Genomic DNA, 25,293 nt, shown 5'->3' with positions numbered 1-25,293 from the left:
GTGCCGGGCGTGCGGCGGGACCACCGAGGAAGGGGGCCGGGGTCACCGTCCGTCCGCCGTGGCGCGGCGGCGCAGGGCGGCCACCTGGCGGTAGAGGTCCACGGCCTCGGTGTCGCGGCCCAGTTGCTGCAGGCACTGGGCCTCGTCGTCGCGGCTGGCCAGGGTGTCCGGGTGATCGGGGCCCAGCACGCGCTCCCGCGCCTCGGCCACGCTCCGGTACTCGGTCAGCGCCTCCGCCCACCGGCCCAGCCAGCCCAGGCCGACGGCCACCTCCCGGCGGCTGACCAGCGTGTCCGGGTGGTCGGGGCCGAGGGTGCTCTCCCGCAGGGCGCACACCTCGCGGGACTCGGCCAGGGCCTCCTCCCACCGGCCGAGCCGGCCGAGGTTGACGCCGACGCCGTGCCGGGCGCGCAGTGTCTCGGGGTGGGTGGGGCCCTGGACGCGGGTGCGGTCCCGGACGAGCTCGCGGTAGTGCTCCAGCGCCCGGGTGATGTGGCCCAGGCGGCCCAGGCTGATGCCGATCTCGTAGCGGGCGGCGAGCGTGTCGGGGTGGTCGGGGCCGAGGACGGCGGCCCGCGCCTCGGCGACCTCCCGGTAGATGTCCAGCGCCTCCTGCCAGCGGCCCAGCAGGCCCAGGGTGTAGGCGACTTCGCAGCGGCTGACCAGCGTGTCCGGATGGGTGGGGCCGAGCACCCGGGCCCGGGCCCGCGCGACCTCGCGGGCCATGCCGCAGGAGTCCTCCAGGCGGCCGAGCCGGCCGAGGTTGAAGGCCAGGTTGTGCCGGCAGCGCAGGGTGTCGGGATGGTCGGGGCCCATGGTGCGCTCTCGGGCGGAGAGCACCGACAGATAGACCTGGTGGGCGTCGAAGGCGCGGCCCAGCTGGGCCAGGACGTAGGCCATCTCCTGGCGGGCGGCGAGCGTGTCGGGGTGGTCGGCGCCGAGCGCGCGGATGCGGGCCTCGGCCACCTGTTTGTACTCCTGCAGCGCCTCGGCGGCGCGGCCGGTGCGGCTGAGCGCGAAGGCGACCTCGTAGCGGCCGGCGAGGGTGTCGGGGTGCTCGGGGCCGAGCAGGCGGCGGCGTTCGGCGGCGACCGCGCGGTGCACCTCCTCCGCCTCCGCCCAGCGCCCCAGCCGGCCCAGGCTCAGGCCCGCGTTGTGCCGGGCGGCCAGCGCGGTCAGCGTCTCGGGTGACGGGGTGGGCAGGTCGTCCGGCACGGAGCGGTCGGCGCGCGGGTCGGCGGCGGGGCGGGGGATCCACTCGCCGGACAGGCCGGCCGCGGGGTCCGGCGGGGTGGTCCGCAGCGTGCCGCCGGCGGTCTTGTGCCCGGTGGTCATGCCGCGGGTCCAGGAGGGTAAGCGCGCGGGCCGGCCGGTTCCCGCGCGCCGGCCGCCGGCGGCGGGTGCCGCACCGGCCGCCCGCTCCGCTGCTGCGGCTTCCGTCTCGCCGGCCGTCACCCGGCCCTCCCCCGACGGGAGGCCCTCCCCCGGAGGGAGGGCCGCACGCTCCGCCCAGCCGGGCCGCGTTCTGCCCGGCGGGCCGGCCCGGTCCTGCGTCGCCGGCGCCGCCCCGCTCACCGGCTCTCCCGCGCTCCCCGGGACCACGAGCGGGCCCGCTCTGAGCGCGGCCAGGCGGCGGGACAGCTCCCGGGCGGTGTCCGGGCGGGCGGCGGGGTCCTTGGCGAGGAGGTCCAGGATGATGCGGTCCAGTTGCTCGGGCAGTTCGGCGCGGTGGGTGCGGGGCGGCCGGGGCGGGGTGTCGCGGTGGCCGACCAGGACCGCCCAGGCGTCGTCCAGGTCGAACGGCGGCACACCGGTGGCGATCTCGTACAGCACGCAGCCGAAGGAGTACAGGTCGCTGCGCCGGTCCACGGGGGAGCCGCTGATCTGCTCCGGCGACATGTAGTGCGGGGTGCCCATCGCCACGCCCGTGCCGGTCAGCCGGGAGGTGAAGCCGATGTCGTGGCCCAGCCGCGCTATGCCGAAGTCGCAGATCTTCACCGTCCCGTCGGCGGTGCGCACGATGTTCGCGGGCTTGAGGTCCCGGTGCACCACGCCCTGGTCGTGGGTGTAGGCGAGCGCCGCGGCCACCTGTTCGGCGATGTCCACGATCTGCTCGACCGGCAGCGGATGCTGCTTGTTGTCCTCCAGGAGCTGGCTGAGATTGCGGCCCTGGAGCAGCTCCATCACCAGGTAGAGCACGCCGTCGGACTCCCCGAAGTCGTGCACCACCGTGATGCCCCGGTGCTGCAGGGCCGCCGCCACCCGGGCCTCGCGGCGGAACCGCTCCCTGAGCACCCGTCCGAACGACTGGTCGTGGCCGGAGCCGAGCGGCTTCAGGCACTTCACCGCGACCTGCCGCCCCAGAGACTCGTCACGGGCCCGCCACACCTCGCCCATGCCGCCGCGCCCGATCAGGTCCAGCAGCCGGTACCGGCCATGGATGAGCCTGGTGTCCCCCATCTTCTGCGCACGCCCCCGTCGCTGTAAGCCGTGCCCTCCCCTGGCTCGTCCAGTATGGCGACCTTCCGCCCGAGTTTGTACGGTGCCGTGTACTCCTGCGCACTACCTCCGCACCCGCGGCATCCCCAGGCCGATCCAGGAGATGATCTCCCGCTGGATCTCGTTGTTGCCGCCGCCGAAGGTGAAGATGACCGCCGAGCGGTAGCCCCGCTCCAGTTCCCCGTGCAGCACCGCCCCCGCGGAACCCTCCTTCAGCGCGCCCGGCGCGGCGACCACCTCCATCAGCCAGGCGTAGGCGTCCCGCCTGGCCTCGGAGCCGTAGACCTTGGCCGCGGAGGCGTCCTGCGGGGTGAGCGTGCCGTCCTCGACGGCGGACACCAGCCGCCAGTTGAGCAGCCTGAGCGCCTCCAGTCGGGTGTGGGTGCGGGCCAGCAGACGGCGCACCCAGGGCAGGTCGACGACCCGGCGGCCGTCGGCGAGCTTGGTCCGCGCCGCCCAGCGGCGGACGTCGTGCAGGGCGCGGATCGCCATGCTGCCGTGCGCGGCCAAGGTCACCCGTTCGTGGTTGAGCTGATTGGTGATCAGGCGCCAGCCCTCGTTCTCCGCGCCGACCCGGTGCGACACCGGCACCCGTACGTTCTCGTAGTAACCGGCCGTGGTGTCGTGCGAGGCGAGGGTGTTGATGAGGGTGCAGGAGTAGCCGGGGCCGGAGGTCGGCACCAGCAGCATGGTGATGCCCTTGTGCGGGGGCGCGTCCGGGTCGGTGCGCACCGCGAGCCACACCCAGTCGGCGGTGTCGCCGTTGGTGGTCCAGATCTTCTGCCCGTTGACGACGTAGGTGTCGCCCTCGCGCACCGCCCGGGTGCGCAGCGCGGCGAGGTCGGTGCCGGCGTCGGGTTCGCTGTAGCCGATGGCGAAGTCGATCTCGCCGGAGAGGATCCGGGGCAGGAAGTACCGCTTCTGCTCCTCGGTGCCGTACCGCATGATCGTCGGGCCCACGGTGTTCAGCGCCATCAGCGGCAGCGGGACGCCAGCCTGGGCGGCCTCGTCGAAGAAGACGAACTGCTCCCGTGCGCCCAGGCCGCGCCCGCCGTACTCCTTGGGCCAGCCGACGCCGAGCCAGCCGTCGGCGCCGAGCCGGCGGATGGTCTCCCGGTAGAACCGCTTCTGCGCGGCCGGGTCGGCGTGCCGGGCGTACGCCTGGTCGGGCACCAGCCCGGCGAAGTACTCCCGCAGTTCGGTGCGCAGTCGCTGCTGTTCGGGCGTGTGGTCCAGATGCACGGCGCCTCCAGGCTCCCGGGAGCGGGTCCGGTCGGCGCACACGGTAGAACGCGTTGCAGAAATTGGGAATGGATGCGGAGGGGCGCCGCTGTCGGAGCGGAGGCGGGCGCGGTGCTGCCGGCGCGGTGGCCGGGCGACCCCGCGCGGTGGCTCGGTGGCACCGGCCAGGCGCTTCGGTGGGCGTCGCTCAGCGGCGGCGCGGTGATCCGGTCGGGCCGGGCCAGGCGCGTCGGCGCGCGTCTCGTCGGCGCGCGTCTCGTCAGTGCGCGTCTCGTCGGCGCGCGGCTCGTCAGTGCGCGTCTCGTCAGTGCGCGTCTCGTCAGTGCGCAGGGCGTCATGCCAGGACGGCGAGGAAGTCCGTGCAGGCCCGGGCGCAGGCGCGGCAGGCCTCGGCGGTCTGCTCCGCTCCCGGCTGCCGGTCGAAGACGTGCGCGCTCTCCAGGGCCACCTGGCGGCACCACTCGACCTGGACCCGGATGGTGTCCTCGTCCACCTGGTTCTGTTCGGACAGCACGCGGCAGGTGGCGTCGCACACCTCGGCGCACATGATGCCCTTGCGTCGTACGAGTTCCTGGTTCTCGGTGCCGTCCGGATCCACGAGGCTCGCCCGCAGTGCGCACGCCCTGGCGGTCTCGGTGCACGCCTGGGCGCAGGCGAAACGGTCCTCGAGGAACCGGAACAGCTCCTCCTGCGATGTGGTCGTCACACAGCGCGAGTAGCCGGGGTCCCTCATGGCCAAACCCCTTGGTGTCCGGGTTCCGCCCGGTTTTCCCGGCTGGTTCACCGGCCCGTCCGGGGGTACCCGCGCCGCATGACGAACACCTCATGGATCGAGACGGCCGGCCTCGCCGCCGGGCGCGGAGCCCTCGGCATCGGGATGGTGGTGGCGGCGGCCGTGGTCGTGGCCCTGCTGATCGGCGCCTTCGCCTTCGGCAGCCGGCGGGTCCGGCAGGCCGGGCGCGTCCGGCCGAGCCCGGAGGAGCAGCCGCGGATGCCGGAGGGGGGTCCGGTCCGGGAGGTACGGGAGAACCGGGAGCCCGATGAGATGCCGACCGGTGAGGGCCGGCTGACCCCGCACCAGATGAAGGGCCGGGGCAGCTCCGCCACCCGCACCGGTACCGGCGCCGGCACCCGCACCGGTACCGGGCAGGAGCGGCCCCGGTGGGACGAGGGGAGCAGCGGCGGCTTCGGCAGCGGTGGGCCGGGCGCACGCTGAGCGGCCGGTGAGGCGGGCGCCCACGGAGCGGGGAATTGCGGTGACTTGGCGGCTGCGGGTACGCGGTGGCTGGTCGCGCAGTTCCCCGCGCCCCTCAGGGATGCGGCCGTACCGCACGCAGGCCGCGCGACGTACGCGGCCCGATTGATCTGAAGCACTGCCGCGCGCTCGCCCAGGGGGCGGGTCGTGTGGCCTCCATCTGCGCTGAACGGCGCGGGTGGGGGCCGCACGGGCCGCCCTTTCGCATGTCCGAGGTGACGTGGATCACACCGTTTCGGTGCATCGTTTCGGGGGGCCGGGAGTCTTTGTCAGGGGTGCAAGGGTTTGCCGGACACGGGGGCTGGGATGGAGCGGTGGGGGGTCGACGGCTTCGACGCGTTCGTGGCCGCCCGCTGGTCGTCGCTGCTCCATGTCGCCCGGCTGCTGACCGGCGGGGACCGGCAGCGGGCCGAGGACCTGGTCCAGGAGGCCCTGGTGAAGCTGTGGTTCGCCTGGCCGAGGATCGCCGAGCAGGCCCCGGAGGCGTACGTCCGCCAGGTGCTGGTGCGGATGGCCGCCCGCTCGGCGCGCCGGCGCTGGTGGGGCGAGCGCCCCGTGGAGCGGCTGCCCGACCGGCCCGGACCGGGCGACCTGTCCGCGGCCGTGGCCGAACGCTCACGGCTGGAGGCCGCGCTGGCGCTGCTGCCGCCGAAGCACCGGGCCGCGGTGGTGCTGCGGTACTGCGAGGACCTGTCGGAGGCCCAGGTGGCCGAGGCCCTCGGGTGCCCGGTGGGCACAGCCCGGTCGCACGCCTCGCGCGGGGTGGTACGCCTGCGGCAGATCCTGTCCGGCACGGTCAGGCACCTGGGGTGAGGGGAGAAGCGATGGACGACTTCGAGCGGGAGCTGGCCCGCATGATGCGCGGCTCCCACCGCCCGAGCCCCTACGGCCCCGACCAGCAGCAGCGCCTCTACGCCGGCATCCGGTCCCGCCGCCGGGCCCGGATGCTGTGGCGGGCCGGCGGGTCCGCGCTCGCGGTGACCGGTATCGGCATCGGCCTCGCGCTGCTGCCCGCGCTGAACGACGGGTCACGGCCCGAGGACCGGCAGCCTCTCCCGGCGACCACGCCCTCGGCGCCCCCGGTCCTGCCCAGCCCCACCGCATCGGTGCCGCCCGCCGATCCCAGCACCTCGCCGCCGCCGGACTCGTCGGGGGCGGGCACGTCCCTGCCCGGCGGCGGCCGCACGCCGACCTCCCTGCCGCCCTCCCCCACCGAGGGTGCCGGGACGACACCTCCGCCGCCGGACGGGGCCTCCCAGCCGGTCTCCCGGTCCGCGTGGCACTCCGGCGGGCCGCCCGGCCCGGAGTCGGCCGACAGCGGCTAGCGGCCACAGGCACCTCCTCACTCCTCGATCGCGCACACCCGTGAGTACCGGATGACTCCGCTCCGGTACCGGGCCTCGTGCGTCCCGATGACCGCCCGTGGCGCCGCTCGGCAGTCCCCTCCCGGGACCCTGTCCCGCCGGCGCCGGAAAGAGACCGTGAACCCCTCATGAGAACCGCGAGGCGGTCGGCACCGGCCGGCCGCCGCACATCCGCCGCGAGCGCCGCCCCGGTGGCCCTTCCGCGCCGTGCGCCGCTGCCCGCCCTGCACACCGGGCCCGTCCTGGACGTCGTCGTTCCGGTGCACAACGAGGAGAACGATCTGGAGCCGTGCGTGCGGCGGCTCCACGCCCACCTCGGCGAAACGTTCCCCTACTCCTTCCGCATCACCATCGCGGACAACGCCAGCACCGACCGCACCCCGCTGATCGCCGCCCGGCTGGCAGAGGAGCTGCCCGGGACCGAGTGGATCCGGCTGGCCGAGAAGGGGCGCGGCCGGGCCCTGCACACCGCCTGGTCCCGCTCCGCCGCCCCGGTGCTCGCCTATCTGGACGTGGACCTGTCCACCGACCTCGCGGCGCTGCTGCCGCTGGTGGCGCCGCTGATCTCCGGGCACTCGGACATCGCGATCGGCACCCGGCTGGCGCGCGGCTCGCGGGTGGTGCGGGGGCCGAAGCGGGAGTTCATCTCCCGCTGCTACAACGGCCTGCTGCGCGGCACCCTGGCGGTGGGCTTCTCCGACGCGCAGTGCGGCTTCAAGGCGGTGCGGCGGGACGTGGCCGAGCGGCTGCTGCCGCTGGTGGAGGACCGGGAGTGGTTCTTCGACACCGAGATGCTGGTGATAGCCGAGCGCGCGGGCCTGCGGATCCACGAGGTGCCGGTGGACTGGGTGGACGACCCGGACAGCAGGGTGGACATCCTGGCCACCGCGCTGGCCGACCTGCGCGGCATGGCCCGGCTGGGCCGTGCGCTGGCCGGGGGCCGGCTGCCGCTGACCGCGCTGCGCCGCACCGGCACGCTGGGCGGGGACGGCCCGGAGCTGCCGCCCGCGCTGGTGCCGCAGCTGCTGCGCTTCGCCGTGGTCGGGGTGGCCAGCACGCTGTTCCACCTGCTGCTGTTCACCTCCCTGCGGCCCCTGGCCGGCGCCCAGGCGGCCAATGCGCTGGCCCTGCTGGCCAGTGCCATCGCCAACACGGCGGCCAACCGGCGGCTCACCTTCGGGGTGCGGGGGCGCGGCGGGGTGCTGCGCCACCAGCTCAAGGGCCTGGCCGCGTTCCTGGTGGGCCTCGCCCTCACCAGCGGTTCGCTCGCCGCCCTCCACCACACCGCGCCGGACGCCGGTGCCCGGGTGGAGCTGGTGACGCTGGTCGCCGCCAATCTCGCCGCCACCCTGCTGCGCTTCCTCCTCCTGCGGGCCTGGGTGTTCCCGGGCCACCGCTCCCGCCGCACGACAGGAGCCTCCGCCTCATGAGCACCACCGGGACCAGCCGGACCGACCCGACGCCCTCCTCGCCGTCCCCGTCCGCCTCACCCTCCTCGCCCTCCTCGCCCTCCTCACTCTCCTCGCCCTCCTCGCCCTCCTCGCCCTCCTCGACCTCCTCGCCGGCCTCACCCTCCTCGACATCCTCGCCGTCCTCGCCCGCCTCACCCTCCTCGACCTCCTCACCCTCCTCCTCGGCTTCCTCGGCTTCCTCGGCTTCCTCGGCTTCCTCGGCTTCCTTGCCGTCCTCGCCCGCCTCCCCGCCCGAGCCGCCGGTCACGACGGCCTGGCTGGTGCTGCCGCGCCCCGCGCCGCGCGGCCGGCACGAGCGGTGGCGGCGGGCCGCCGCCCGGTACGGCCCGGTCCTCGCCACGTACGGCGTGCTCAAGCTGGCAGGGTTCGCGGTGTTCATGTACCTGCTGGACGCGGCCGGGGACTTCCGGGAGAAGCATCCGCGCTTCGGCGGGGGCGAGCACACCTGGGACGTGCTGGGCAGCTGGGACGGCTGGTGGTACCAGCAGATCGTCCTGCACGGCTACGACCCGGCCCTCGAGCCGGTGCCGGGCGCCACCGGCATGATCACCCTGAAGGGCAACTCGGCGGCGTTCTTCCCGCTCTACCCGGCGCTGATGAAGCTGGTCTCGGCGGTCACCGGGCTCGGCCCGTACGGCTCCGGCATGGCCGTCTCCATCGTCTTCTCCTTCGTCGCCGCGCTCGGCATCCACGCCGTCACCGCCCGGCTGGGCGGGCCCCGGGCCGGTCTGGTCGCGGTCGGGCTGTGGGCGGTGTGGCCGGGCTCCGGTGCGGAGTGGGCGGTGTACTCGGAGTCGGTGTACACCGCGCTCGCCGCATGGGCCTGCTACGCGGTGATGACCCGCCGCTGGCTCACCGCGGGCGTGCTGACCTTCACGGCGGGGCTCGCCCGCCCCACCGCGGTCACCCTGGTCGCCGCGCTCGCCGTGGCCGGGCTGGTGGAGGTGTGGCGACGGCGGGACAACTGGCGCCGGCCGCTGCTCGCGGTGGCGATCGCGCCGCTGGGCACGGCCGGCTATCTCGGCTGGGTCGGCTACCGCATGGGCGACTGGAACGGGTACAGCAAGCTGCAGGACGGGGCGTGGGCCCACAAGTTCGACTACGGCCGGCACACCCTGGACGTGCTCACCTCGGTGGCCGTGGGCCGCACCGACTACCACTTCGCCATGCCGTTCGAGGACATGATCGGTGTCGCGGTGGTGCTGCTGGTCCCGGTGCTGACGGTGCTGCTGGTGCGGCTGCGCCCACCGGCCGTGCTCGTGGTCCACACGGTGCTGTCGTATCTGATGGTGATGGGCACCCAGCAGTACTTCGGCAATGTCTCGCGCTATCTGCTCCCGCTGTTCCCCCTGTTCATCCCGCTCGCCCTGGCCATGCGCCGGCTGCGCCGGCCCTCGCTGGCCACGGTCCTGGGCACGGCGGCCCTGGCGTCCGGCTCGTACGCGGGGTACGCGCTGTTCGAGCTGGGGGTGCCGTAGGGCTTCCGGGGCGGAGTCGCCCCTGGTGTGCGTGGCGCGGGCCGTCCGGGTGCCGGGTCCTCCGGTCGGTCCCGGTTGCGTCAGAGTGCCGGGTCCTCCGGTCGGTCCCGGTTGCGTCAGAGTGCCGGGTCCTCCGGTCGGTCCCGGTTGCGTCAGGGTGCGGCCGGGTCCGCCGGTCAGTACGGTGCGGGCATGGGCGGCGAGAAGGCAGCGAAGCTGCCGCGCAAGGTGTACGAGAAGGAACTGCTGCGGCTGCAGATCGAGTTGGTCAAGCTCCAGGAGTGGGTGCGGGCGGAGGGCGCCCGGCTGGTCGTGGTCTTCGAGGGGCGGGACGCGGCCGGCAAGGGCGGCACCATCAAACGGGTCGCCGAGCACCTCAATCCCCGGGTCGCGCGGGTCGCCGCGCTCCCCCGGCCCACGGAGCGGGAACGCACCCAGTGGTACTTCCAGCGGTACGTGGAGCATCTGCCGGCCGCCGGGGAGATCGTGCTGTTCGACCGCAGCTGGTACAACCGGGCCGGCGTGGAGCACGTCATGGGCTTCTGCACCAAGGAGGAGTACGAGCTGTTCCTGCGCCAGTGCCCGATCTTCGAGCGGATACTGGTGGAGGACGGGATCCTGCTGCGCAAGTACTGGTTCTCGGTGAGCGACACCGAGCAGCAGGAGCGGTTCCGGCGCCGGCTGGAGGATCCGCTCAGGCGCTGGAAGCTGTCGGAGATGGACCTGGAGTCGATCACGCGCTGGGAGGACTACTCGCGGGCCAAGGACACCATGATGGTGCACACCGACATCGCCGAGGCGCCGTGGTACGTGGTGGAGAGCGACGACAAGCGACGGGCCAGGATCAACATGATCGCCCATCTGCTGGACTCCGTGCCCTACCACGAGGTGCCGCCCGCGGTGCTGGAGCTGCCGGAGCGCCCGGAGTCCACCGGCTACGAGCGCTCGCCTCGCGAACTGCGCACCTACGTCCCCGACCACGCGGCCACTCTCTGAGGAGCCCGGGAAGCAGCGGCCGGTCTCTGCGGGCCACGGGGGACACGGACGTGCGGCGCTGCGATGTCCGTCGCAGCGCCGCAGCTTCACCAGGCCCTGTGCGAGTGACGGGGCGTCACTCGCTGATCGGCACCTTGCCGTTGGGCTGCGCACCGCCGCGGGCGGCCAGGCCCTTGAGCAGCTCGGCGAGGTCGACGCCCGTGGTGGAGCTGAGCAGTTCCATGCCCTGGGCGACGTTGTCGGCGACCGTGCGCGGGAGCTGACCGGCGCCGTCCGTGGAGATCACGGTCATCTTGTCCACCGCGGCCAGCGGCTCGGCGGCCTTGCCGACCACCTGCGGCAGCACCTCCACCAGCATCTGCAGCACCGCCGCGTCGCCGTAGCGCTCGAAGGCGTCCGCCTTCTTGTGCATGGCCTCGGCCTCTGCCGCTCCCTTGGCCGCGATGGCCGCGGCCTCCGCGTCACCCTCGATGCGCACCGCCTCGGCGAGCGCGGCGCGCTGGGCCTTCTCGCCCTCACCGGTGAGCCTGGCCCGCTCGGCGGCCGCCTCGGCCTCCTTGACCGCGGCGATACGGCGGGCCTCGGCCTCCTGCTCGGCCTGGTAGCGGGCGGCGTCCGCGGGCTTGCGGACCTTGGTGTCCAGCTCACGGTCCGTCAGCTCGGCCTGCCGCTGGGCGACCTTCTCCTGCTCCTGGAGGATCTCCTGCTGCCGTGCCGCCTCGGCGAGCGGTCCGGCGGCGTTGGCGCGGGCGGCGGCCTCGTCGGTCTCCGCCTTGATCTCGGCCTGCTTCAGCGCGAAGGTGCGCTGGGCGATGGCGATCTCCTCCTCGGCCTTGAGCCGGGCCTGCTCGGAGGCGCGCCGGGCCTCGGCCTCGGCGATGTCGGCCTCCTGCTTGGCGCGGGCGGCCTCGGGCCGGCCCAGGTCCTCGAGGTAGGAGCCCTCGGTGGAGATGTCCTGGATCTGGAAGGCGTCCAGCACCAGGCCCTGCCCGGACAGGCTGGCCTCGGCCTCCTCCGCGACCTGGCCGGCGAAGGCGGCACGGTCACGGATGATGTCCTCCACCGACATGCGCCCGACGATGGAGCGCAGGGCGCCGGAGAGCACCTCCTGGGTGAAGCCGACGATGCCCTCCTGCTGCATCAGGAAGCGCTGGGCGGCGGCGCGGATGGAGTCCTCGGTGCCGCCGACCTTGACGATGGCGACGCCCTCCAGGTTGGCCTTGACGCCGCGCAGCGTGACCGCGCCGCGGACGGCCACCGGGATGTGCCGGCTGGACAGGTCGAGGGTGAACTTCTGCTGCACGAACGGCACGACGAAGACGCCGCCGCCGACCACGACCTTCTGGCCGCTGTTGTCGGTGAAGACCCGGCCGGTCTCCGGGTCGGTGGCCTTCTTGCCGCGCCGGCCGGTGACGATGAACGCCTCACTGGGGCCGGCGACCTTGTAGCGGGTGATGACCACGAGGGCCAGCAGGACGACGAGGACGACCGCGCCGGTCACGGCGATCAGTACTGGGCTCATATGTGTGTATCCCCTTCAGCCCTCCCTTGGGGACGGCGCATCGGAACGACATGACGTACATGGGTGCGACAGGTGCGGTCGTGCGGCGGCCGGCGAGGCGGCGCCGTGCCCGGTCAGCGTTCGACCGGGCGGACCACCACGGAGGTGGGCGTCGGGGACGACTCGACCCAGACCTCGGCGCCGCGGTCCACCGGCACCGAGCACTTGGCGGCCAGCTTCAGCGGCTGCCCGGCGAGGTGGACCAGCACTTCGCCGTAGCCGTCCGCCGGGATGGCGGTGACCACGGAGCCCGGGCTGCCGACGAGATCGCCGCCGCGCGGCGTGGCGGCCGGGTCGTCCCGCATCAGCACCTGGGTGAACCTCAGCGTCAGCCAGGCGGCACCGATCCCCGCCGGCACACCGATCGCGGTGGCACCGGCGGCCCCGAGGCCCGTGGTCGCCAGTGCGACGGCCCCGCCGAAGCCGAGCATGGACACGAAACCGGCGATGACCGGAAGCGAGAGCCACCCGTCGAACAGGCCGTCCAGGACGCCGTCGAGCAGGCCCTCCAGAAGCCCGTCGAAGATCAGGGAGAGCGCCAGCAGCACGAGTCCGGCGATACCGAGCCCCAGGAACCAGTTCATTCAGGGCCCCCTGTCGTCGACAACCCCCGTGCGCGCATCCTGGCACACGGTCAGGTCGTGGCACATTGCCGGAGTCCGGCAATCTTCACGCCGTCTTGATGCCGTGTTCGGCACGGAGCGGCTCCCGGTGCGCGCGACGGGCTCCGGAGGGCGCCGCGGGCGCCTGTGGGCAGGCGGGCCTCAGGTGGGGGTCGTCCAGCGGGGTGCGGTCTCGGCCCAGGCGGCGTCCCAGGCGGCGAGGTTGCGGCGGTGCAGGGCGAGGACGGTCGCGGCGTGCGCGGCGGCTCCGCCGAGCGCGACGCCGATGGCGGCGAGCAGCCCCCAGCCCATGCCCCGGCTGCGGATCTGCTCACGCGACATCGGCGGTCCGGTGGCCTCGCCGTCTGCGCCGACCCAGATGCGGATCTTGCTGCCGGCGGGCAGCCCCGGCCGTACCTCGGCGCGGGTGGTGCGGGTGCGGCCCTCCCGGGTGGTGAAGCGGACCTCCACCGGGTAGCGGGTCTCCTTCTCCTCCTCCGAGCCCGGTTCGGGGTGGCGCGGCGCGTCCCGGGTGAGGGTCGCGGTCGCCTGGTACCGGGTCTCCCGCTGGTGCCGTGCGGTGTCCTCGTAGTGCCGCATCGCCGCGTCACCCGCCAGGAGGGCGGCCACCGGTGCCACCGCCGGCACGACGAGGAGCAGGACGATGCCGGCCCAGGCGCGGATCACGTCGGTGCGGCGGCGCAGGCCGTTGCGCCGCAGGGTGCGCATGCGCCACAGCGCCACGCGCGGGGGCGGGCCAGGAGGCGGCTGTGGCGGTCGGGGATGGCCCGTCACGTCAAGGCTCCTCGAGGGAATGCAGGTCGTGCCCCGGTGCGGAGGGATGGTCCCGGGCCACGTCCGGCGGCCGGCGCCGCAGGTGGCCGGCCAGGCTCGCGGCGCCCCGGACCGCGGCGGTGTGCGGGGACGGCACCGGGCTCACCGGGCAGCCCAGGCGGGCCGGGAGGGCATGGGTGATGTCGGGGCGCAGGGCGCCTCCGCCGGCCAGCAGGACGCCCCGGCGCAGGGCGGTGCGGGTGCGCGCGGTGCGGTCCTGGCGCAGCATCCCGGTCACCATGTCGACGATCGCGTCGGTGACCTGCCCGGGCGGTGTGCCGTCGGCCAGGTCGGCGGTGCCCAGCGCCGTGCGGCGCGCGTCGGTGACCGCGCCGCCGGCGAGCAGCACGGCCTCGGTGAGATGCGCGCCGATGTCCACCACCAGCAGCGGCCGGTTGTCGTCCGCGCCGGCGGCCACGGCCACCGCTCGCGCCCCGGGGACGGTCAGCACCTCGCGCGGGTGGAGCACTTCGGCGGCCGTGCGGGCCGCGATGCGGAAGTCCGGTCCGCCGAGAGCGGGCGTGGTGACGACGACCAGGGGCCGGCCGAAGCGGGGCAGCCGGTGGCCGAGCAGCCGGTCGAGCATCCGGGCGGCGCCCGCCGGGTCGACGATGGTGCCGCGCTGGACGGGGTGCGCCGCGCCGCTGCCCGGGAAGGTCACGGTGGGCACGTCGAGCACGATGCCCCGCCCGGCGATCCACGCCCGCGTCCGGGCGCTGCCCAGGTCGAGGGCGACGGCCGGGCCACGGCGCCGGGGCGGCCGGACCGCGTCGGGTCCGGCCGACCGCAGCACCCGGGGCGCGGTCATCGGGCCGCCTCCCGCACCTGCTGGCAGCGGCCGCAGTAGCGGGCCTGCGGCACGATCCGCAGCCGTTCCCGCTCCACGGGGCGGCGGCACAGATGGCAGCCGCCGTACGTACCGGCGTCCATGCGGGCCAGCGCGGCCTCGACGTCGGCGAGGACCATGCGGGCGGAGGCGGCGAGCTGGGCGCGGACCTCGCCGTGGCCGGGCCCCTCCGCGTCGCCCCCACCACCGGGCGGGGACCCGGCGCGGGCGAACTGCCGCAGCTGCTCCCGGCGGAAGAGCCGCTGCTCGTTCAGGCTCTCGCGCAGGGCCGCGAGGTCCTCGGGCGTGAGGCCGGCGTGGTCGGCGCCGGCCTCCTGGCCGGACAGCGTGTGATGAGACACCATTTCACCCCTGACGCGGGACGGGGACGACGCGGACGGGGACGCCGGTCAGGCCGCGCGGCGGCGGCAGGTGACGCAGTGGCGGGTGTAGGGCAGGATCTCCAGGCGCTCCGGCGGCACCGGCTTGCCGCAGCCCTCGCAGATCCCGTACGTGCCGTTGTCGAGGCGGGCGAGGGCCTGTTCGATCTCCTGGAGCGCGCTCTCGATCGCCTCGCGCTGGTGTGCGGTGAGCGGATCGTCGGGACTCGCCGCTTCTTCGTCGAGTGCCTTGAGCTGGGCCAGCCGCGTGCTGCGCGCGTGCTCCAGGCGCCGGCGGATCTCCTCGGCGGCGGTGTGGCCGGGGCGCGGTTCGGTGCGGGGCACGTCGAGCGACATGACAGGGTCCTCCAGGGTCGGCATACGAGTGGATGTCCCCACCATGACCCGTTCCGGGTGCGGAACCCATGGGCCGAGGTACCCATCTGTGCGGGGTCGGTGGACCCACCCCGCCCGGCCTGGGCAACGCGGTCCGCCGGAAATGGGGTGCGCACCCCATCGACGGGGAGCCGGGGCCCCGGGCACGCTGGCCGGTGATCGCCAGAGCAGGGGGCCGTGGCCGCACCGTTCGGCGCGGTGACCGACAGTAGAGGCAGACGAGTGTGAGGAAGGCGTGACCTCCGTGTCCCTGTACTGGCGGATCTTCGGCCTCAACGCGGTGGTGCTGGGTATGGCCACCGCGCTGCTGCTGTGGGCTCCGGTGACCGTGTCCGTTCCGGTGCTGCTGACGGAGGCGGTGATCCTGGTGGGCGGTCTTGTGGTGATGCTGGTCGCCAACGCGGCGCTGCTGCGCATCGGTCTCGCCCCGCTGGACCGGGTGACCCGGCTGATGACCACCGTCGACCTGCTGCGTCCGGGGCAGCGGCTGCCGGTGCGCGGCGGCGGTGAGGTCGCCAAGCTGGTCTCCACGTTCAACGCGATGCTGGAGCGGCTGGAGGGCGAGCGCGCCGCGAGCAGCGCCCGCGCCCTGCTCGCCCAGGAGTCCGAGCGGCGGCGCATCGCGCAGGAGCTGCACGACGAGGTCGGGCAGAGCATGACGGCGGTGCTGCTGGCGCTGGAGCGGGCCGCCGACGAGGCACCGGATCCGCTGCGGGCCGATCTGCGGCAGGTGCAGGAGATCACCCGGGAGAGCCTGGACGAGGTCCGCCGCCTGGTGCGCCGGCTGCGTCCGGGGGTGCTGGACGACCTCGGTCTGGTCAGCGCCGTCACCTCGCTCGCCACCGAGTTCGCCACCCATACGGGCCTGCGGGTGCGCCGCAGCTTCGACGCCGATCTGCCCGCGCTGGACCGGGAGACGGAATTGGTGATCTACCGGGTGGCGCAGGAGGGGCTGACCAACGCGGCCCGGCATGCCGAGGCGCAGAACGTCGACGTGAGCCTCCGCGGCGACGGCGGAGGTGTCGTGCTGGAGGTGAGCGACGACGGCCGCGGCATCGGTGCCGCCCAGGAGGGCGCCGGCATCCGCGGCATGCGTGAACGTGCCCTGCTCGTCGGGGCCACACTGGACATCGTCCCTGCGGCTCCCGCCGGAACCACTGCCGCCGGAACCACTCCCGCCGGAACCAGGATCCGGCTGACCGTGCCCGTCCCCAGGAAGCAGTCATGACCCAGCACCCATCGCCCGGCGCCGACGGCGCCGGCACCTCGCCGATCAGGATTCTGCTCGCCGACGACCATGCCCTGGTGCGGCGCGGCGTGCGGCTCATCCTCGACCGGGAGCCGGACCTGGAGGTCGTCGCCGAGGCCGGGGACGGTGCGGAGGCGATCGCCCTGGCCCGCGAGCACGAGGCCGATCTGGCCGTGCTGGACATCGCCATGCCCCGGCTGACGGGGCTGCAGGCCGCGCGGGAACTGGTGTCGCTGAAGCCGGGCCTGCGGATCCTGATGCTGACCATGCACGACAACGAGCAGTACCTGTTCCAGGCGCTCAAGGTCGGCGCGGTCGGCTATGTGCTGAAGTCGGTCGCCGACCGGGATCTGGTGGCCGCCTGCCGGGCGGCGATGCGTGACGAGCCGTTCCTCTACCCGGGGGCGGTGACCGCGCTGATCCGCACCTACCTCGACCGGGTGCGGCACGGTGAGGAAGCGCCCGAGCAGCTGCTCACGCCGCGTGAGGAGGAGGTGCTGAAGCTCGTCGCCGAGGGCCACTCCTCGCGGGAGATCGCCGAGCTGCTGTTCATCAGTGTCAAGACGGTGCAGCGGCACCGGGAGAACCTGCTGAACAAGCTGGGCCTGCGGGACCGCCTGGAGCTGACCCGCTACGCCATCCGCGCCGGGCTGGTGGAGCCTTGACCGGGCAGCGGTACGGGTCGGGGCCGGGGCACGCCCTCCCGTGGTCCCGGCACGCCCTCCCGTGGTCCCGGCACGCAGGGCTGGCTGCCGCCCGGTGGCCCCGGGGTGCTCGGGGGGCCGCCGCCCGGTGGCCCCGGGGTGCGGTGGCCGCCGTCGCCGCCCTGGCCTTCCTGCTGCTGATCCTCGCGCCGGGCGCCGCCGCCTCGTCCGCCCCAGCCGGGTCCGGTGCGCCCGGGCCGCCCGCCACGTACGCCCCCTCGGCGGACCCGTCCGGTGCGCGGCCGGCCGCGGACGAGGCCTACGTCGGCTCCTCCCCCGTTCCCCTCCGGCCGCAGCGCGACGCCGGTGAGCGGAGCGTGCCGGCCGGGCCGCTGCTGTTCACTCCCCCGTACACGCCCGTGATCCCGCCGCGGCCGGCGCCGCCAGCGCCGGTACACGGCAACGCACCGCCCGACGCCGCCCATCTGCCCGGTGACCTCGGCCGGGCACCGCCCACCGCCTCCAGCACCTGAGAGCCCACAACTCCTCACCGCCGCGCCGCCCGTGAGGGCCGCGGCCCGCCTGCTGGAGGCATCACGTGAAACGTCCCGCCCGCTTCCGGGCGTTGTTCGCACTGGCCGTGATGGTCGCGGCCGTGTTCATCGCCGTCACCGTCCCCGTGAAACTCGGTCTGGATCTGCGCGGCGGCACGCAGATCGTGCTGGAGACCCGGTCCACGGGCGAGGCCAGAGCCGACGGGGAGGCCACCGACCGCACGCTCGAGGTGCTGCGCGGCCGGGTCGACGCGCTCGGTGTCGCCGAGCCCACCCTGGTCCGCTCCGGGGACAACCGGATCATCGTCGAGCTGCCCGGTGTGCAGGACCCGCGCCGGGCCGCCGACGTCCTGGGCCGCACCGCCCAGCTCACCGTCCACCCCGTGCTCGGCCCCGACGCGCCGAAGGAGAAGGGCGAGCGCACCCTGCCCGACGAGCAGGGGCAGCGGCTCAGGCTCGGCCCGGCCGCGCTCACCGGCACCGACGTCGAGGGCGCCGAGGCCCGCTTCGACCAGCAGGGCGGCGCCGGCTGGTATGTCGCCGTGGACTTCGAGGACGACAAGAAGTGGGCCCGGCTGACCGGCGAGGCCGCCTGCAACCCGCCCGGCGATCCGCGGCGCCGGGTCGCGATCGTGCTCGACAACAAGATCATTTCCTCGCCGCAGGTCGAGCCGTCCGTCGCCTGCGACGTCGGCATCACCGGCGGCTCCACGCAGATCACCGGCTCCTTCTCCAGCGACGAGGCGCGCGAACTGGCGCTGCTCATCGAGGGCGGTGCGCTGCCGGTGCCGGTGGAGACGGTGGAGCAGCGGACCGTGGGCCCGACGCTGGGCGCGGAGGCCATCGAGGCGAGCGCCTGGGCGGCCGTCGTGGGCACCGCCCTGACCGCGCTGTTCATCATCGTGGTCTACCGGCTCCTGGGCTTCCTGGCCACGGTGGCGCTGGCCTGCTACGGGGTGATCTCCTACGCGGCCCTGGCGGCGCTCGGCGCTACGCTCACCCTGCCGGGTCTCGCCGGTTTCGTGCTGGCGATCGGTATGGCCGTCGACGCCAATGTGCTGGTCTTCGAGCGGGCGCGCGAGGAGTACGGCAGGCGGAACCGGCCCAGCAGCCGCTCGGCGCTGACCGCCGGCTTCAAGGGCGCGTTCAGCGCGATCGCCGACTCCAACATCACCACGCTGATCGCGGCGGCGCTGCTGTTCCTGCTCGCCTCCGGACCGGTGAAGGGCTTCGGCGTGACCCTCGGCATCGGTGTGGTCGCCTCGATGATCAGCGCCCTGGTGATCACGCGGGTGCTGGCCGAGTTCGCGGTGTCGCGGCGCTCGGTGTACCGCCGTCCGCAGCTGACCGGTCTGGCCTCTCTCGGCCGGGTCCGCGAGTACCTGACGCGCCGTGACCCGCAGCTGATGCGCCGGCCGCGCCGCTGGCTCGCGGTGTCCGCCGTGGTGCTGGTGCTGGCCGGCGCGGGCACGGTGGTGCGCGGGCTGAACTTCGGGGTCGAGTTCACCGGCGGCCGGCTGATCGAGTACTCGACCTCCACCGCCGTCGACCCGGACCGGGCGCGCGACGCCCTGGCCGACGCGGGCTTCCCGCAGGCGGTGGTGCAGTCCTCGGGCGACAACCAGCTCACCGTGCGCACCGAGAAGCTGAGCAACGCCGAGGCGGCCAAGGTCGCCGAGGCCATCGCCGAGGTGGGCGGCGGCGCGGAGAAGGTGCGCGACGAGCTGATCGGCCCGAGCCTCGGCGAGGAGCTGCGCCGCAACGCGCTGATCGCGCTGGGCCTGGCCCTCGGCGCCCAGCTGCTGTATCTCGCCGTGCGGTTCCGCTGGGTGTTCGGCACGTCGGCGGTGGCCGCGCTCGCCCACGACGTGGTGATCCTCACCGGAATCTTCGCCTGGCTGGGCAAGCCGATCGACGGGGTGTTCCTGGCGGCGCTGCTGACGGTGATCGGCTACTCGGTGAACGACTCGGTCGTGGTCTTCGACCGGGTGCGGGAACTGCTGGCCAAGGACCGCAAGAGGCCGATGGCGCAGTCCGTGAACCAGGCGATCCTGCAGACGGTGCCGCGCACGGTCAACACCGGCATCGGCGTGATCTTCATCCTGGCGGCGCTGGCGGTGCTCGGCGGTGAGTCGCTCACCGACTTCGCGCTCGCCCTGCTGATCGGCATCGGGGTGGGCACGTACTCGTCGGTGCTGACCGCCTCGCCGCTGGCCGTCGAGCTCGACGCCCTCCAGCACGGCAAGGCCAGGGGCGGCCGTGGCCGGGCCGGGTCCGGGCGCCCGAAGGCCGGTGCCGGCCGGCACCCGAAGGGCCGGGACCAAGGCACCGGCCGAGGGAAGTGACCTGGTCGGCGGGGTGCCGTACGCCTGTGAAACGCGCGTCCTCGCCCCGCCGATGTGCCGGCGCCGGGTGCGGAACTCGCCTGGATCGCCTGGCGGTTCAGGCGGCCAGCGGTGCCTTCTCCGTCCCGTCGCCGGCCGGCTGCCGGGCGAACTGGGTGCGGTACAGCTCGGCGTAGCGGCCGCCCGCCGCCAGCAGCTCGGTGTGGGTGCCGCGTTCGACCACCCGGCCGTCCTCGACGACGAGGATCAGGTCGGCGGCCGTCACGGTGGACAGCCGGTGGGCGATCACCAGCGCGGTCCGGCCCTGAAGGGCCTCGGTGAGCGCCTCCTGGACGGCCGCCTCGGAGGTGTTGTCCAGGTGGGCGGTGGCCTCGTCGAGGATGACGACCCGCTGGCGGGCCAGCAGCAGCCGGGCGATGGTCATGCGCTGGCGTTCGCCGCCGGAGAGCCGGTAGCCGCGTTCGCCGACCACGGTGTCCAGGCCGTCGGGCAGGGACCGTACGAGGTCGTCGAGGCGGGCGCGGCGCAGCGCGTCCCACAGCTCCTCCTCGCTCGCCTCCGGGCGGGCGAGGAGGAGGTTGGCGCGCACGGTGTCGTGGAAGAGGTGGCCGTCCTGGGTGACCATGCCGAGGGTGTCGCGCAGGGAGGCGGCGGTCAGGTCGCGCACGTCGACGCCGCCGACCCGTACCGCGCCCGAGTCCACGTCGTAGAGGCGGGGCAGCAGCTGGGCGATGGTCGACTTGCCGGCGCCGGAGGAGCCGACGAGGGCGACGGTCTGCCCGGGTTCGGCGCGGAAGGAGACGCCGTGCAGCACCTCGGAGCCGCCCCGGGTGTCGAGGGAGGCGACCTCCTCCAGGGAGGCGAGGGAGACCTTGTCGGCGGACGGGTAGGCGAAGCGGACGTCGTCGAACTCGACGGACACCGGGCCCTCGGGCACGTTCCGGGCGCCGGGCTTCTCCTCGATCAGGGGTCGCAGGTCCAGGACTTCGAAGACACGCTCGAAGCTCACCAGGGCGCTCATCACCTCCACGCGCGCCCCGGCGAGCGAGGTCAGCGGCGCGTACAGGCGGGTGAGCAGCAGGGCCAGCGAGACGACCGCGCCCGGGTCGAGGGCGCCGCGCAGCGCGAACCAGCCGCCGAGCCCGTAGACCAGTGCCAGGGCGAGCGCGGAGACCAGGGTGAGGGCGGTGATGAACACCGACTGGGCGGTGGCGGTGCGGACGCCGATGTCGCGGACCCGGCGGGCGCGCACCGCGAACTCCCGCGACTCCTCCTCGGGCCGCCCGAACAGCTTGACCAGGGTGGCGCCGGGTGCGGAGAACCGCTCGGTCATCCGGGTGCCCATGGCGGCGTTGAGGGTGGCGGCCTCGCGCTGCATCCGCGCCATGCGGCGGCCCATCAGCCGGGCCGGGATCACGAACACCGGCAGCAGCACCAGCGCGATCAGGGTGATCTGCCACGACAGGGCGAGCATGACGGTGAGGGTGAGCAGCAGGGTGACGATGTTGCTCACCACGGTGGACAGGGTGTTGCTGAAGGCCCGCTGGGCTCCGATGACGTCGTTGTTGAGCCGGGAGACCAGCGCTCCCGTACGAGTGCGTGTGAAGAACGCAACGGGCATACGCTGCACATGGTCGAAGACGGCCGTGCGCAGATCGAGGATGAGGTCTTCGCCGAGGCTCGCCGACAGCCGGCGGCCGAGGATGCCGAGCGCCGCCTCGGCCACCGCGATCAGGGCGATGAGCAGAGCCAGTCGGACGACCCGTTGCTCGTCCCCGCCGGAGACGATGGTGTCGACGACGCTGCCGGCGAGCAGCGGGGTGGCGACGGCGAGCAGCGCGGTCGCCGAGCCCAGCAGCACGAACAGGGCGATGCGGCGGCGGTGCGGTCGGGCGAAGCCGCCGATGCGGCGCAATGTCACCCGTGCGAGGGGGCGGCGTTCCTGTGCGTTCAGGACGCTGTGCAACTGTGTCCACGCTGTGGTCTCCATGCTCATGGAGCCGAACGTAGAACCTCAAGCAACGTTGAGGTCAAGCTCCGAGGTGCGAAGGTCCCGATGACGCTGCAGGAAACCCTGCCCACCCGTGCGCCCGAGCCGCCGGAACGCGCTGCGGTGCCGCCGGCATCCGCTGCCGCTGCGGGACATGGCGGCTCCCGGGGTCCGGCGCGGACGATCCGCCGCGTTCTGTGCGTGGTGCCGCTGCTGCTGGTGACCGTGGCCGCGGTGCGGCACCGCTCGGTGCTCGCCGAGGGCTTCGCGCATCTGTCGACCGCGCGCTGGCCGTGGCTGCTGGCCGCTGCCGGGGCCACCTGCCTGACCTGGGTGGCGGCGGCCTGCACCCGGCAGGGCGCGGTGCTTCCGCGGCTGCCCGCACGGCGGTTGCTGGCCACGCAGTTCGCGGCGGGCGCGGCGAACCATCTGCTGCCCACGGGCCTCGGGGCGAGCGCGGTCAATCTCCGGTTCATGACGGTGTGCGGTCTGTCCCTTTCGCGCGCCTCGGCGGGTCTTGCGCTGTATCTGCTGGCGGAGGCGGCGGGCCGGGTGGCGCTGCTGGGCGTGCTGCTGGTCGCCTTCCCCGGTGCGCTGAGACTTCACGTGCTGCTGCCCGCGGGGGCGTTCGGCCCGCTGCTGCTCGGCCTCGCGGGGGTGGCCGCCCTCGCGGCGGGCGCCCTGGTGTGCGTACGGCGGCTGCGTACGGCCGCGTACTCCTTCCTGCGCACCGCGCTGGGCGAGGCCCGGTCGGTGCACACCCGGCCGGCCCGGGCGCTGGCGCTGTGGGGCGGAGCGCTGGCCTTCCCGGCGCTGCAGGCGACCGCGCTGGTGCTGGTGGGTCTGTCCCTGGGGCTCCGGGTGCCGCCCGCGCACATGGCGCTCGCCTATCTGGCGGCCACCGTGGCGGTCGCGCTGGTGCCGACGCCGGGCGGGCTGGGGTCGGTGGAGGCGGCGCTGATCGTGGCGCTGGTGGCGGCCGGCGGTGCGCCGCCCGTGGCCACGGCGGTGGTGCTGGCCTTCCGCGTCATCACGGTGTGGCTGCCGCTGCTGCCGGGCGCGCTGACGCTGGCGGCGCTGGTGCGGCTGAAGGTGATCTGAGCGTAGGGTGCCCCTTCCTTCACGCTACGAGACCTCGAAGCCACGGAGAGGGGCACTCGCCATGCCGGTCCGGACCGAACGCCAGGGACCCGTCACCACCGTCGTCCTGTCCCGCCCCGAGGTGCGCAACGCGGTGGACGGGCCTGCCGCCGCCGAACTCGCCGATGCCTTCCGCGCGTTCGAGGCGGACGAGGAGGCGCGGGTCGCGGTGCTGTGGGGAGAGGGCGGCACCTTCTGCGCGGGCGCGGACCTCAAGGCGCTCGGCACCGAGCGCGGCAACCGGGTCGCGCCGGACGGGGACGGGCCGATGGGGCCCACCCGGATGCGGCTGTCCAAACCGGTGATCGCGGCGGTCGCCGGGCACGCCGTGGCGGGCGGTCTCGAACTGGCCCTGTGGTGCGATCTGCGGGTCGCCGAGGAGGACGCGGTGTTCGGGGTGTTCTGCCGCCGCTGGGGCGTCCCCCTGATCGACGGAGGCACCGTCCGCCTCCCCCGCCTGATCGGCACCAGCCGGGCGCTCGACATGATCCTCACCGGCCGCCCGGTGTCCGCCGCGGAGGCGTACGACATGGGGCTGGCCAACCGTGTGGTGCCCACCGGGCGGGCCCGCGCCGCGGCGGAGGAGCTGGCCGCCGGGATCGCCCGGTTCCCGCAGGACTGCCTGCGCTCCGACCGCGCCTCGGTGCTGGACCAGGAGGGCCTGGACGCCGAGTCGGCCCTGCGCGCCGAACTCCGGCACGGCACCGGCGTCCTGACCGAGAGTCTGAGGGGCGCCGCACGCTTCGCCTCCGGCGCCGGGCGGCACGGCTCGTTCTCGGACATGTGACCGGCGCCGGTGCGAACCCGCCCCGCGGATACGGCAGGATGATCGATCGTGCCGGTTCCGCGGACGTCCCGGGCGGCACGACGTACTTCCCGGAGATTCGAACAGGTGACGAGACGTGACACGACTTCACATACGGTCGTCGGCACAGGCGTTCGGCGGAGGTGAGCGATGACCCGCGAACTGACCGTGGACGACCTGGTGCGTGCCGGTATCGCCGTGGCCGCCGGTCTGCTGGCGGCCCTGGCGCTGCGCATGCTGCTGCGCTGGCTCGGCCGCAAGGCGGAGCTGACCCGCTGGCGCGGGGACGACGTGATCGTGGACGCGCTGCGCATGGTCGTGCCCCTGGCCGCCATCGCGGGCGGTGTCGCCTCCGCGGCTGCGGCGCTGCCGCTGACCCGCACGGTGCAGCACACCGTCAACCAGGTGCTCACCGTGCTGCTGATCTTCGCCGCGACGGTGTCGGTGGCCCGGGTGGTGGCCGGCCTGGTGCAGTCGGTCACCCAGTCCCGCTCCGGCGTGGCGGGATCCGCGACGATCTTCATGAACATCACCCGGATCCTGGTCCTTGCGATCGGGTTCCTGGTGGCGCTGCAGACGCTGGGCATCTCCATCGCCCCGCTGCTCACCGCCCTCGGCGTCGGCGGTCTCGCGGTCGCGCTGGCCCTGCAGGACACGCTCGCCAACCTCTTCGCGGGCATCCACATCCTCGCCTCCAGGACCGTGCAGCCCGGTGACTACATCCGGCTGAGCAGCGGCGAGGAGGGGTACGTCGAGGACATCAACTGGCGGCAGACGACGGTCCGCGAACTGTCCAACAACCTGGTGGTCATCCCCAACGGGCAGCTCGCCAAGACCAACATGACCAACTACATGCGGCCCGAGCAGAAGCTGACCGTGCTGGTGCAGGTCGGCGTGTCCTACGACAGTGACCTGGAGCATGTGGAACGGGTGACGACGGAGGTCGTCGCCGAGACCATGAAGGAGATCACCGGGGCGGTGCCCGAGCACGAGCCGGCGGTGCGCTTCCACACTTTCGGCGACTCGCGGATCGGCTTCACGGTGATCCTCGGGGTGGGCGAGTTCAGCGACCAGTACCGGATCAAGCACGAGTTCATCAAGCGCCTCCACCGCCGCTACCGCGAGGAGGGCATCCGCATCCCGTCCCCGGCCCGCACCGTGGCCCTCCAGCAGGGCTCGGTGGTGATCCCGCAGCAGCGGGGCACGGAGAACACGGAGCCGGGCGAGATGACGGCCGCCCGGCCGGTCTGAGCGCGCGGGGAGGCTCCCGGAGGGCCCCGCGCTTTTTTTGGGGGGCGTTCAGCAGGGCCGGAGGGTTTCCTCCTGCCGAGGGGAGCGTCCCTGAGGGCCGCTCCCCGGCCGGCGGGACTGTGCCGGAGGCTGATGTCCCGGGCGAGGTGGGCCCGCCCGGGGGCCGCCTCCCAGGCGGGCGGGAATCCCCCCGGGGGCTGATGCCCCGGAATCGGGCCCGCCCGGGGGTTGTCCCGGGGAGACGGGGGTCTGCCGACCTACTGACGTCGGCCACGATGCCGCCCGCGGGCAGCATCCCCCCGCCCACGGGGTGCACCACGGGGGGGTCTGATACCAACCGAGGTAGGCCCGCTCGCAGGCCGCTTCCTCCGGTGGCCTGGGTGTGCCCAGGTGCTCATGACGGCCGAGGC

Annotated in this window: 23 protein-coding genes; 13 read left to right on the top strand and 10 right to left on the bottom strand. The window is 74.1% G+C overall.

Annotated elements, in window-relative coordinates; translation table 11 throughout:
* Positions 1-42 precede the first annotated feature (42 nt).
* From ABD207_RS12985 to ABD207_RS12975, 3 genes are all read right to left on the bottom strand, one after another.
* Positions 43-2,460: a serine/threonine-protein kinase gene (locus tag ABD207_RS12985; RefSeq protein WP_344012635.1), complete on the bottom strand. Its 2,418-nt coding sequence runs from the start codon at positions 2,458-2,460 to the stop codon at positions 43-45.
* A 102-nt stretch (positions 2,461-2,562) separates the two neighbouring features.
* Positions 2,563-3,741, bottom strand: coding sequence for an acyl-CoA dehydrogenase family protein (locus tag ABD207_RS12980; RefSeq protein WP_344012634.1), 1,179 nt, complete (start codon positions 3,739-3,741; stop codon positions 2,563-2,565).
* Positions 3,742-4,075: 334 nt separating this feature from the next.
* Positions 4,076-4,447: a four-helix bundle copper-binding protein gene (locus tag ABD207_RS12975; RefSeq protein ID WP_344012632.1), complete on the bottom strand. Its 372-nt coding sequence runs from the start codon at positions 4,445-4,447 to the stop codon at positions 4,076-4,078.
* A gap of 105 nt (positions 4,448-4,552) precedes the next feature.
* Between ABD207_RS12975 and ABD207_RS12970 the strand changes: the two genes are divergently transcribed.
* The 6 genes from ABD207_RS12970 to ppk2 all read left to right on the top strand — a co-directional run bounded on the left by ABD207_RS12970 (position 4,553) and on the right by ppk2 (position 10,306).
* Positions 4,553-4,957: a DUF6479 family protein gene (locus ABD207_RS12970; protein WP_344012631.1), complete on the top strand. Its 405-nt coding sequence runs from the start codon at positions 4,553-4,555 to the stop codon at positions 4,955-4,957.
* 345 nt (positions 4,958-5,302) lie between these two features.
* Positions 5,303-5,809: a SigE family RNA polymerase sigma factor gene (locus ABD207_RS12965; RefSeq protein ID WP_344012630.1), complete on the top strand. Its 507-nt coding sequence runs from the start codon at positions 5,303-5,305 to the stop codon at positions 5,807-5,809.
* Positions 5,810-5,820: 11 nt separating this feature from the next.
* On the top strand, positions 5,821-6,321 hold the full coding sequence (locus tag ABD207_RS12960; protein ID WP_344012629.1) for a cellulase: 501 nt from the start codon (positions 5,821-5,823) through the stop codon (positions 6,319-6,321).
* Between the two features lie 167 nt (positions 6,322-6,488).
* Positions 6,489-7,790 carry a bifunctional glycosyltransferase family 2/GtrA family protein gene (locus ABD207_RS12955; RefSeq protein ID WP_344012628.1) on the top strand — a complete coding sequence of 434 codons (1,302 nt, stop codon included), beginning with the start codon at positions 6,489-6,491 and terminating at the stop codon, positions 7,788-7,790.
* Positions 7,791-8,092: 302 nt separating this feature from the next.
* Complete coding sequence (locus tag ABD207_RS12950; RefSeq protein ID WP_344012763.1) at positions 8,093-9,310, top strand: hypothetical protein; 1,218 nt, start codon at positions 8,093-8,095, stop codon at positions 9,308-9,310.
* Between the two features lie 192 nt (positions 9,311-9,502).
* A complete protein-coding gene (gene ppk2 / locus ABD207_RS12945) occupies positions 9,503-10,306 on the top strand; it encodes a polyphosphate kinase 2 (protein ID WP_344012626.1) in 804 nt (267 codons plus the stop codon).
* Between the two features lie 115 nt (positions 10,307-10,421).
* Here ppk2 and ABD207_RS12940 read toward each other — a convergent pair whose 3' ends face one another.
* From ABD207_RS12940 to ABD207_RS12915, 6 genes are all read right to left on the bottom strand, one after another.
* Entirely contained in the window at positions 10,422-11,828 is a 1,407-nt protein-coding gene (locus tag ABD207_RS12940) for a flotillin family protein (protein ID WP_344012624.1), read from the bottom strand.
* A 113-nt stretch (positions 11,829-11,941) separates the two neighbouring features.
* Positions 11,942-12,451: a hypothetical protein gene (locus ABD207_RS12935; RefSeq protein WP_344012623.1), complete on the bottom strand. Its 510-nt coding sequence runs from the start codon at positions 12,449-12,451 to the stop codon at positions 11,942-11,944.
* A gap of 180 nt (positions 12,452-12,631) precedes the next feature.
* On the bottom strand, positions 12,632-13,198 hold the full coding sequence (locus ABD207_RS12930; RefSeq protein ID WP_344012622.1) for an Rv1733c family protein: 567 nt from the start codon (positions 13,196-13,198) through the stop codon (positions 12,632-12,634).
* Positions 13,199-13,265: 67 nt separating this feature from the next.
* Positions 13,266-14,111 (bottom strand): hypothetical protein, encoded by an 846-nt coding sequence (locus ABD207_RS12925; protein ID WP_344012621.1) that lies wholly within the window; start codon positions 14,109-14,111, stop codon positions 13,266-13,268.
* Positions 14,108-14,494 carry a TraR/DksA family transcriptional regulator gene (locus ABD207_RS12920; RefSeq protein WP_344012619.1) on the bottom strand — a complete coding sequence of 129 codons (387 nt, stop codon included), beginning with the start codon at positions 14,492-14,494 and terminating at the stop codon, positions 14,108-14,110. Before ABD207_RS12920 ends, ABD207_RS12925 begins: the two co-directional genes overlap by 4 nt.
* 45 nt (positions 14,495-14,539) lie before the next feature.
* Complete coding sequence (locus ABD207_RS12915; RefSeq protein WP_344012618.1) at positions 14,540-14,866, bottom strand: TraR/DksA C4-type zinc finger protein; 327 nt, start codon at positions 14,864-14,866, stop codon at positions 14,540-14,542.
* A gap of 283 nt (positions 14,867-15,149) precedes the next feature.
* On the opposite strand from ABD207_RS12915, the gene ABD207_RS12910 reads away from it, so the two are divergent.
* The 4 genes from ABD207_RS12910 to secD all read left to right on the top strand — a co-directional run bounded on the left by ABD207_RS12910 (position 15,150) and on the right by secD (position 19,697).
* Positions 15,150-16,133, top strand: a complete 984-nt coding sequence (locus ABD207_RS12910) for a HAMP domain-containing sensor histidine kinase (RefSeq protein ID WP_344012761.1) — start codon at positions 15,150-15,152, stop codon at positions 16,131-16,133.
* On the top strand, positions 16,130-16,819 hold the full coding sequence (locus ABD207_RS12905; RefSeq protein WP_344012617.1) for a response regulator: 690 nt from the start codon (positions 16,130-16,132) through the stop codon (positions 16,817-16,819). Before ABD207_RS12910 ends, ABD207_RS12905 begins: the two co-directional genes overlap by 4 nt.
* A 143-nt stretch (positions 16,820-16,962) precedes the next feature.
* The gene (locus ABD207_RS12900; protein ID WP_344012615.1) at positions 16,963-17,331 is read left to right on the top strand and encodes a hypothetical protein; all 369 of its coding nucleotides are present in this window, start codon (positions 16,963-16,965) and stop codon (positions 17,329-17,331) included.
* Between the two features lie 110 nt (positions 17,332-17,441).
* The gene (gene secD, locus ABD207_RS12895; protein WP_344012759.1) at positions 17,442-19,697 is read left to right on the top strand and encodes a protein translocase subunit SecD; all 2,256 of its coding nucleotides are present in this window, start codon (positions 17,442-17,444) and stop codon (positions 19,695-19,697) included.
* Between the two features lie 97 nt (positions 19,698-19,794).
* On the opposite strand, the gene ABD207_RS12890 is transcribed toward secD, so the two are convergent.
* Complete coding sequence (locus ABD207_RS12890; RefSeq protein ID WP_344012757.1) at positions 19,795-21,687, bottom strand: ABC transporter ATP-binding protein; 1,893 nt, start codon at positions 21,685-21,687, stop codon at positions 19,795-19,797.
* Positions 21,688-21,888: 201 nt separating this feature from the next.
* Between ABD207_RS12890 and ABD207_RS12885 the strand changes: the two genes are divergently transcribed.
* From ABD207_RS12885 to ABD207_RS12875, 3 genes are all read left to right on the top strand, one after another.
* A complete protein-coding gene (locus ABD207_RS12885) occupies positions 21,889-22,788 on the top strand; it encodes a lysylphosphatidylglycerol synthase transmembrane domain-containing protein (protein ID WP_425580710.1) in 900 nt (299 codons plus the stop codon).
* A 61-nt stretch (positions 22,789-22,849) separates the two neighbouring features.
* Complete coding sequence (locus tag ABD207_RS12880; protein ID WP_344012612.1) at positions 22,850-23,614, top strand: crotonase/enoyl-CoA hydratase family protein; 765 nt, start codon at positions 22,850-22,852, stop codon at positions 23,612-23,614.
* A 168-nt stretch (positions 23,615-23,782) separates the two neighbouring features.
* Complete coding sequence (locus tag ABD207_RS12875; protein WP_344012610.1) at positions 23,783-24,883, top strand: mechanosensitive ion channel family protein; 1,101 nt, start codon at positions 23,783-23,785, stop codon at positions 24,881-24,883.
* The last annotated feature ends 410 nt before the right edge of the window (positions 24,884-25,293 follow it).

Source organism: Streptomyces thermospinosisporus (assembly GCF_039526425.1).
GTDB classification, from domain to species: Bacteria; Actinomycetota; Actinomycetes; order Streptomycetales; family Streptomycetaceae; genus Streptomyces; species Streptomyces thermocarboxydovorans.
This window is presented reverse-complemented; position numbering and strand designations above follow the sequence as displayed.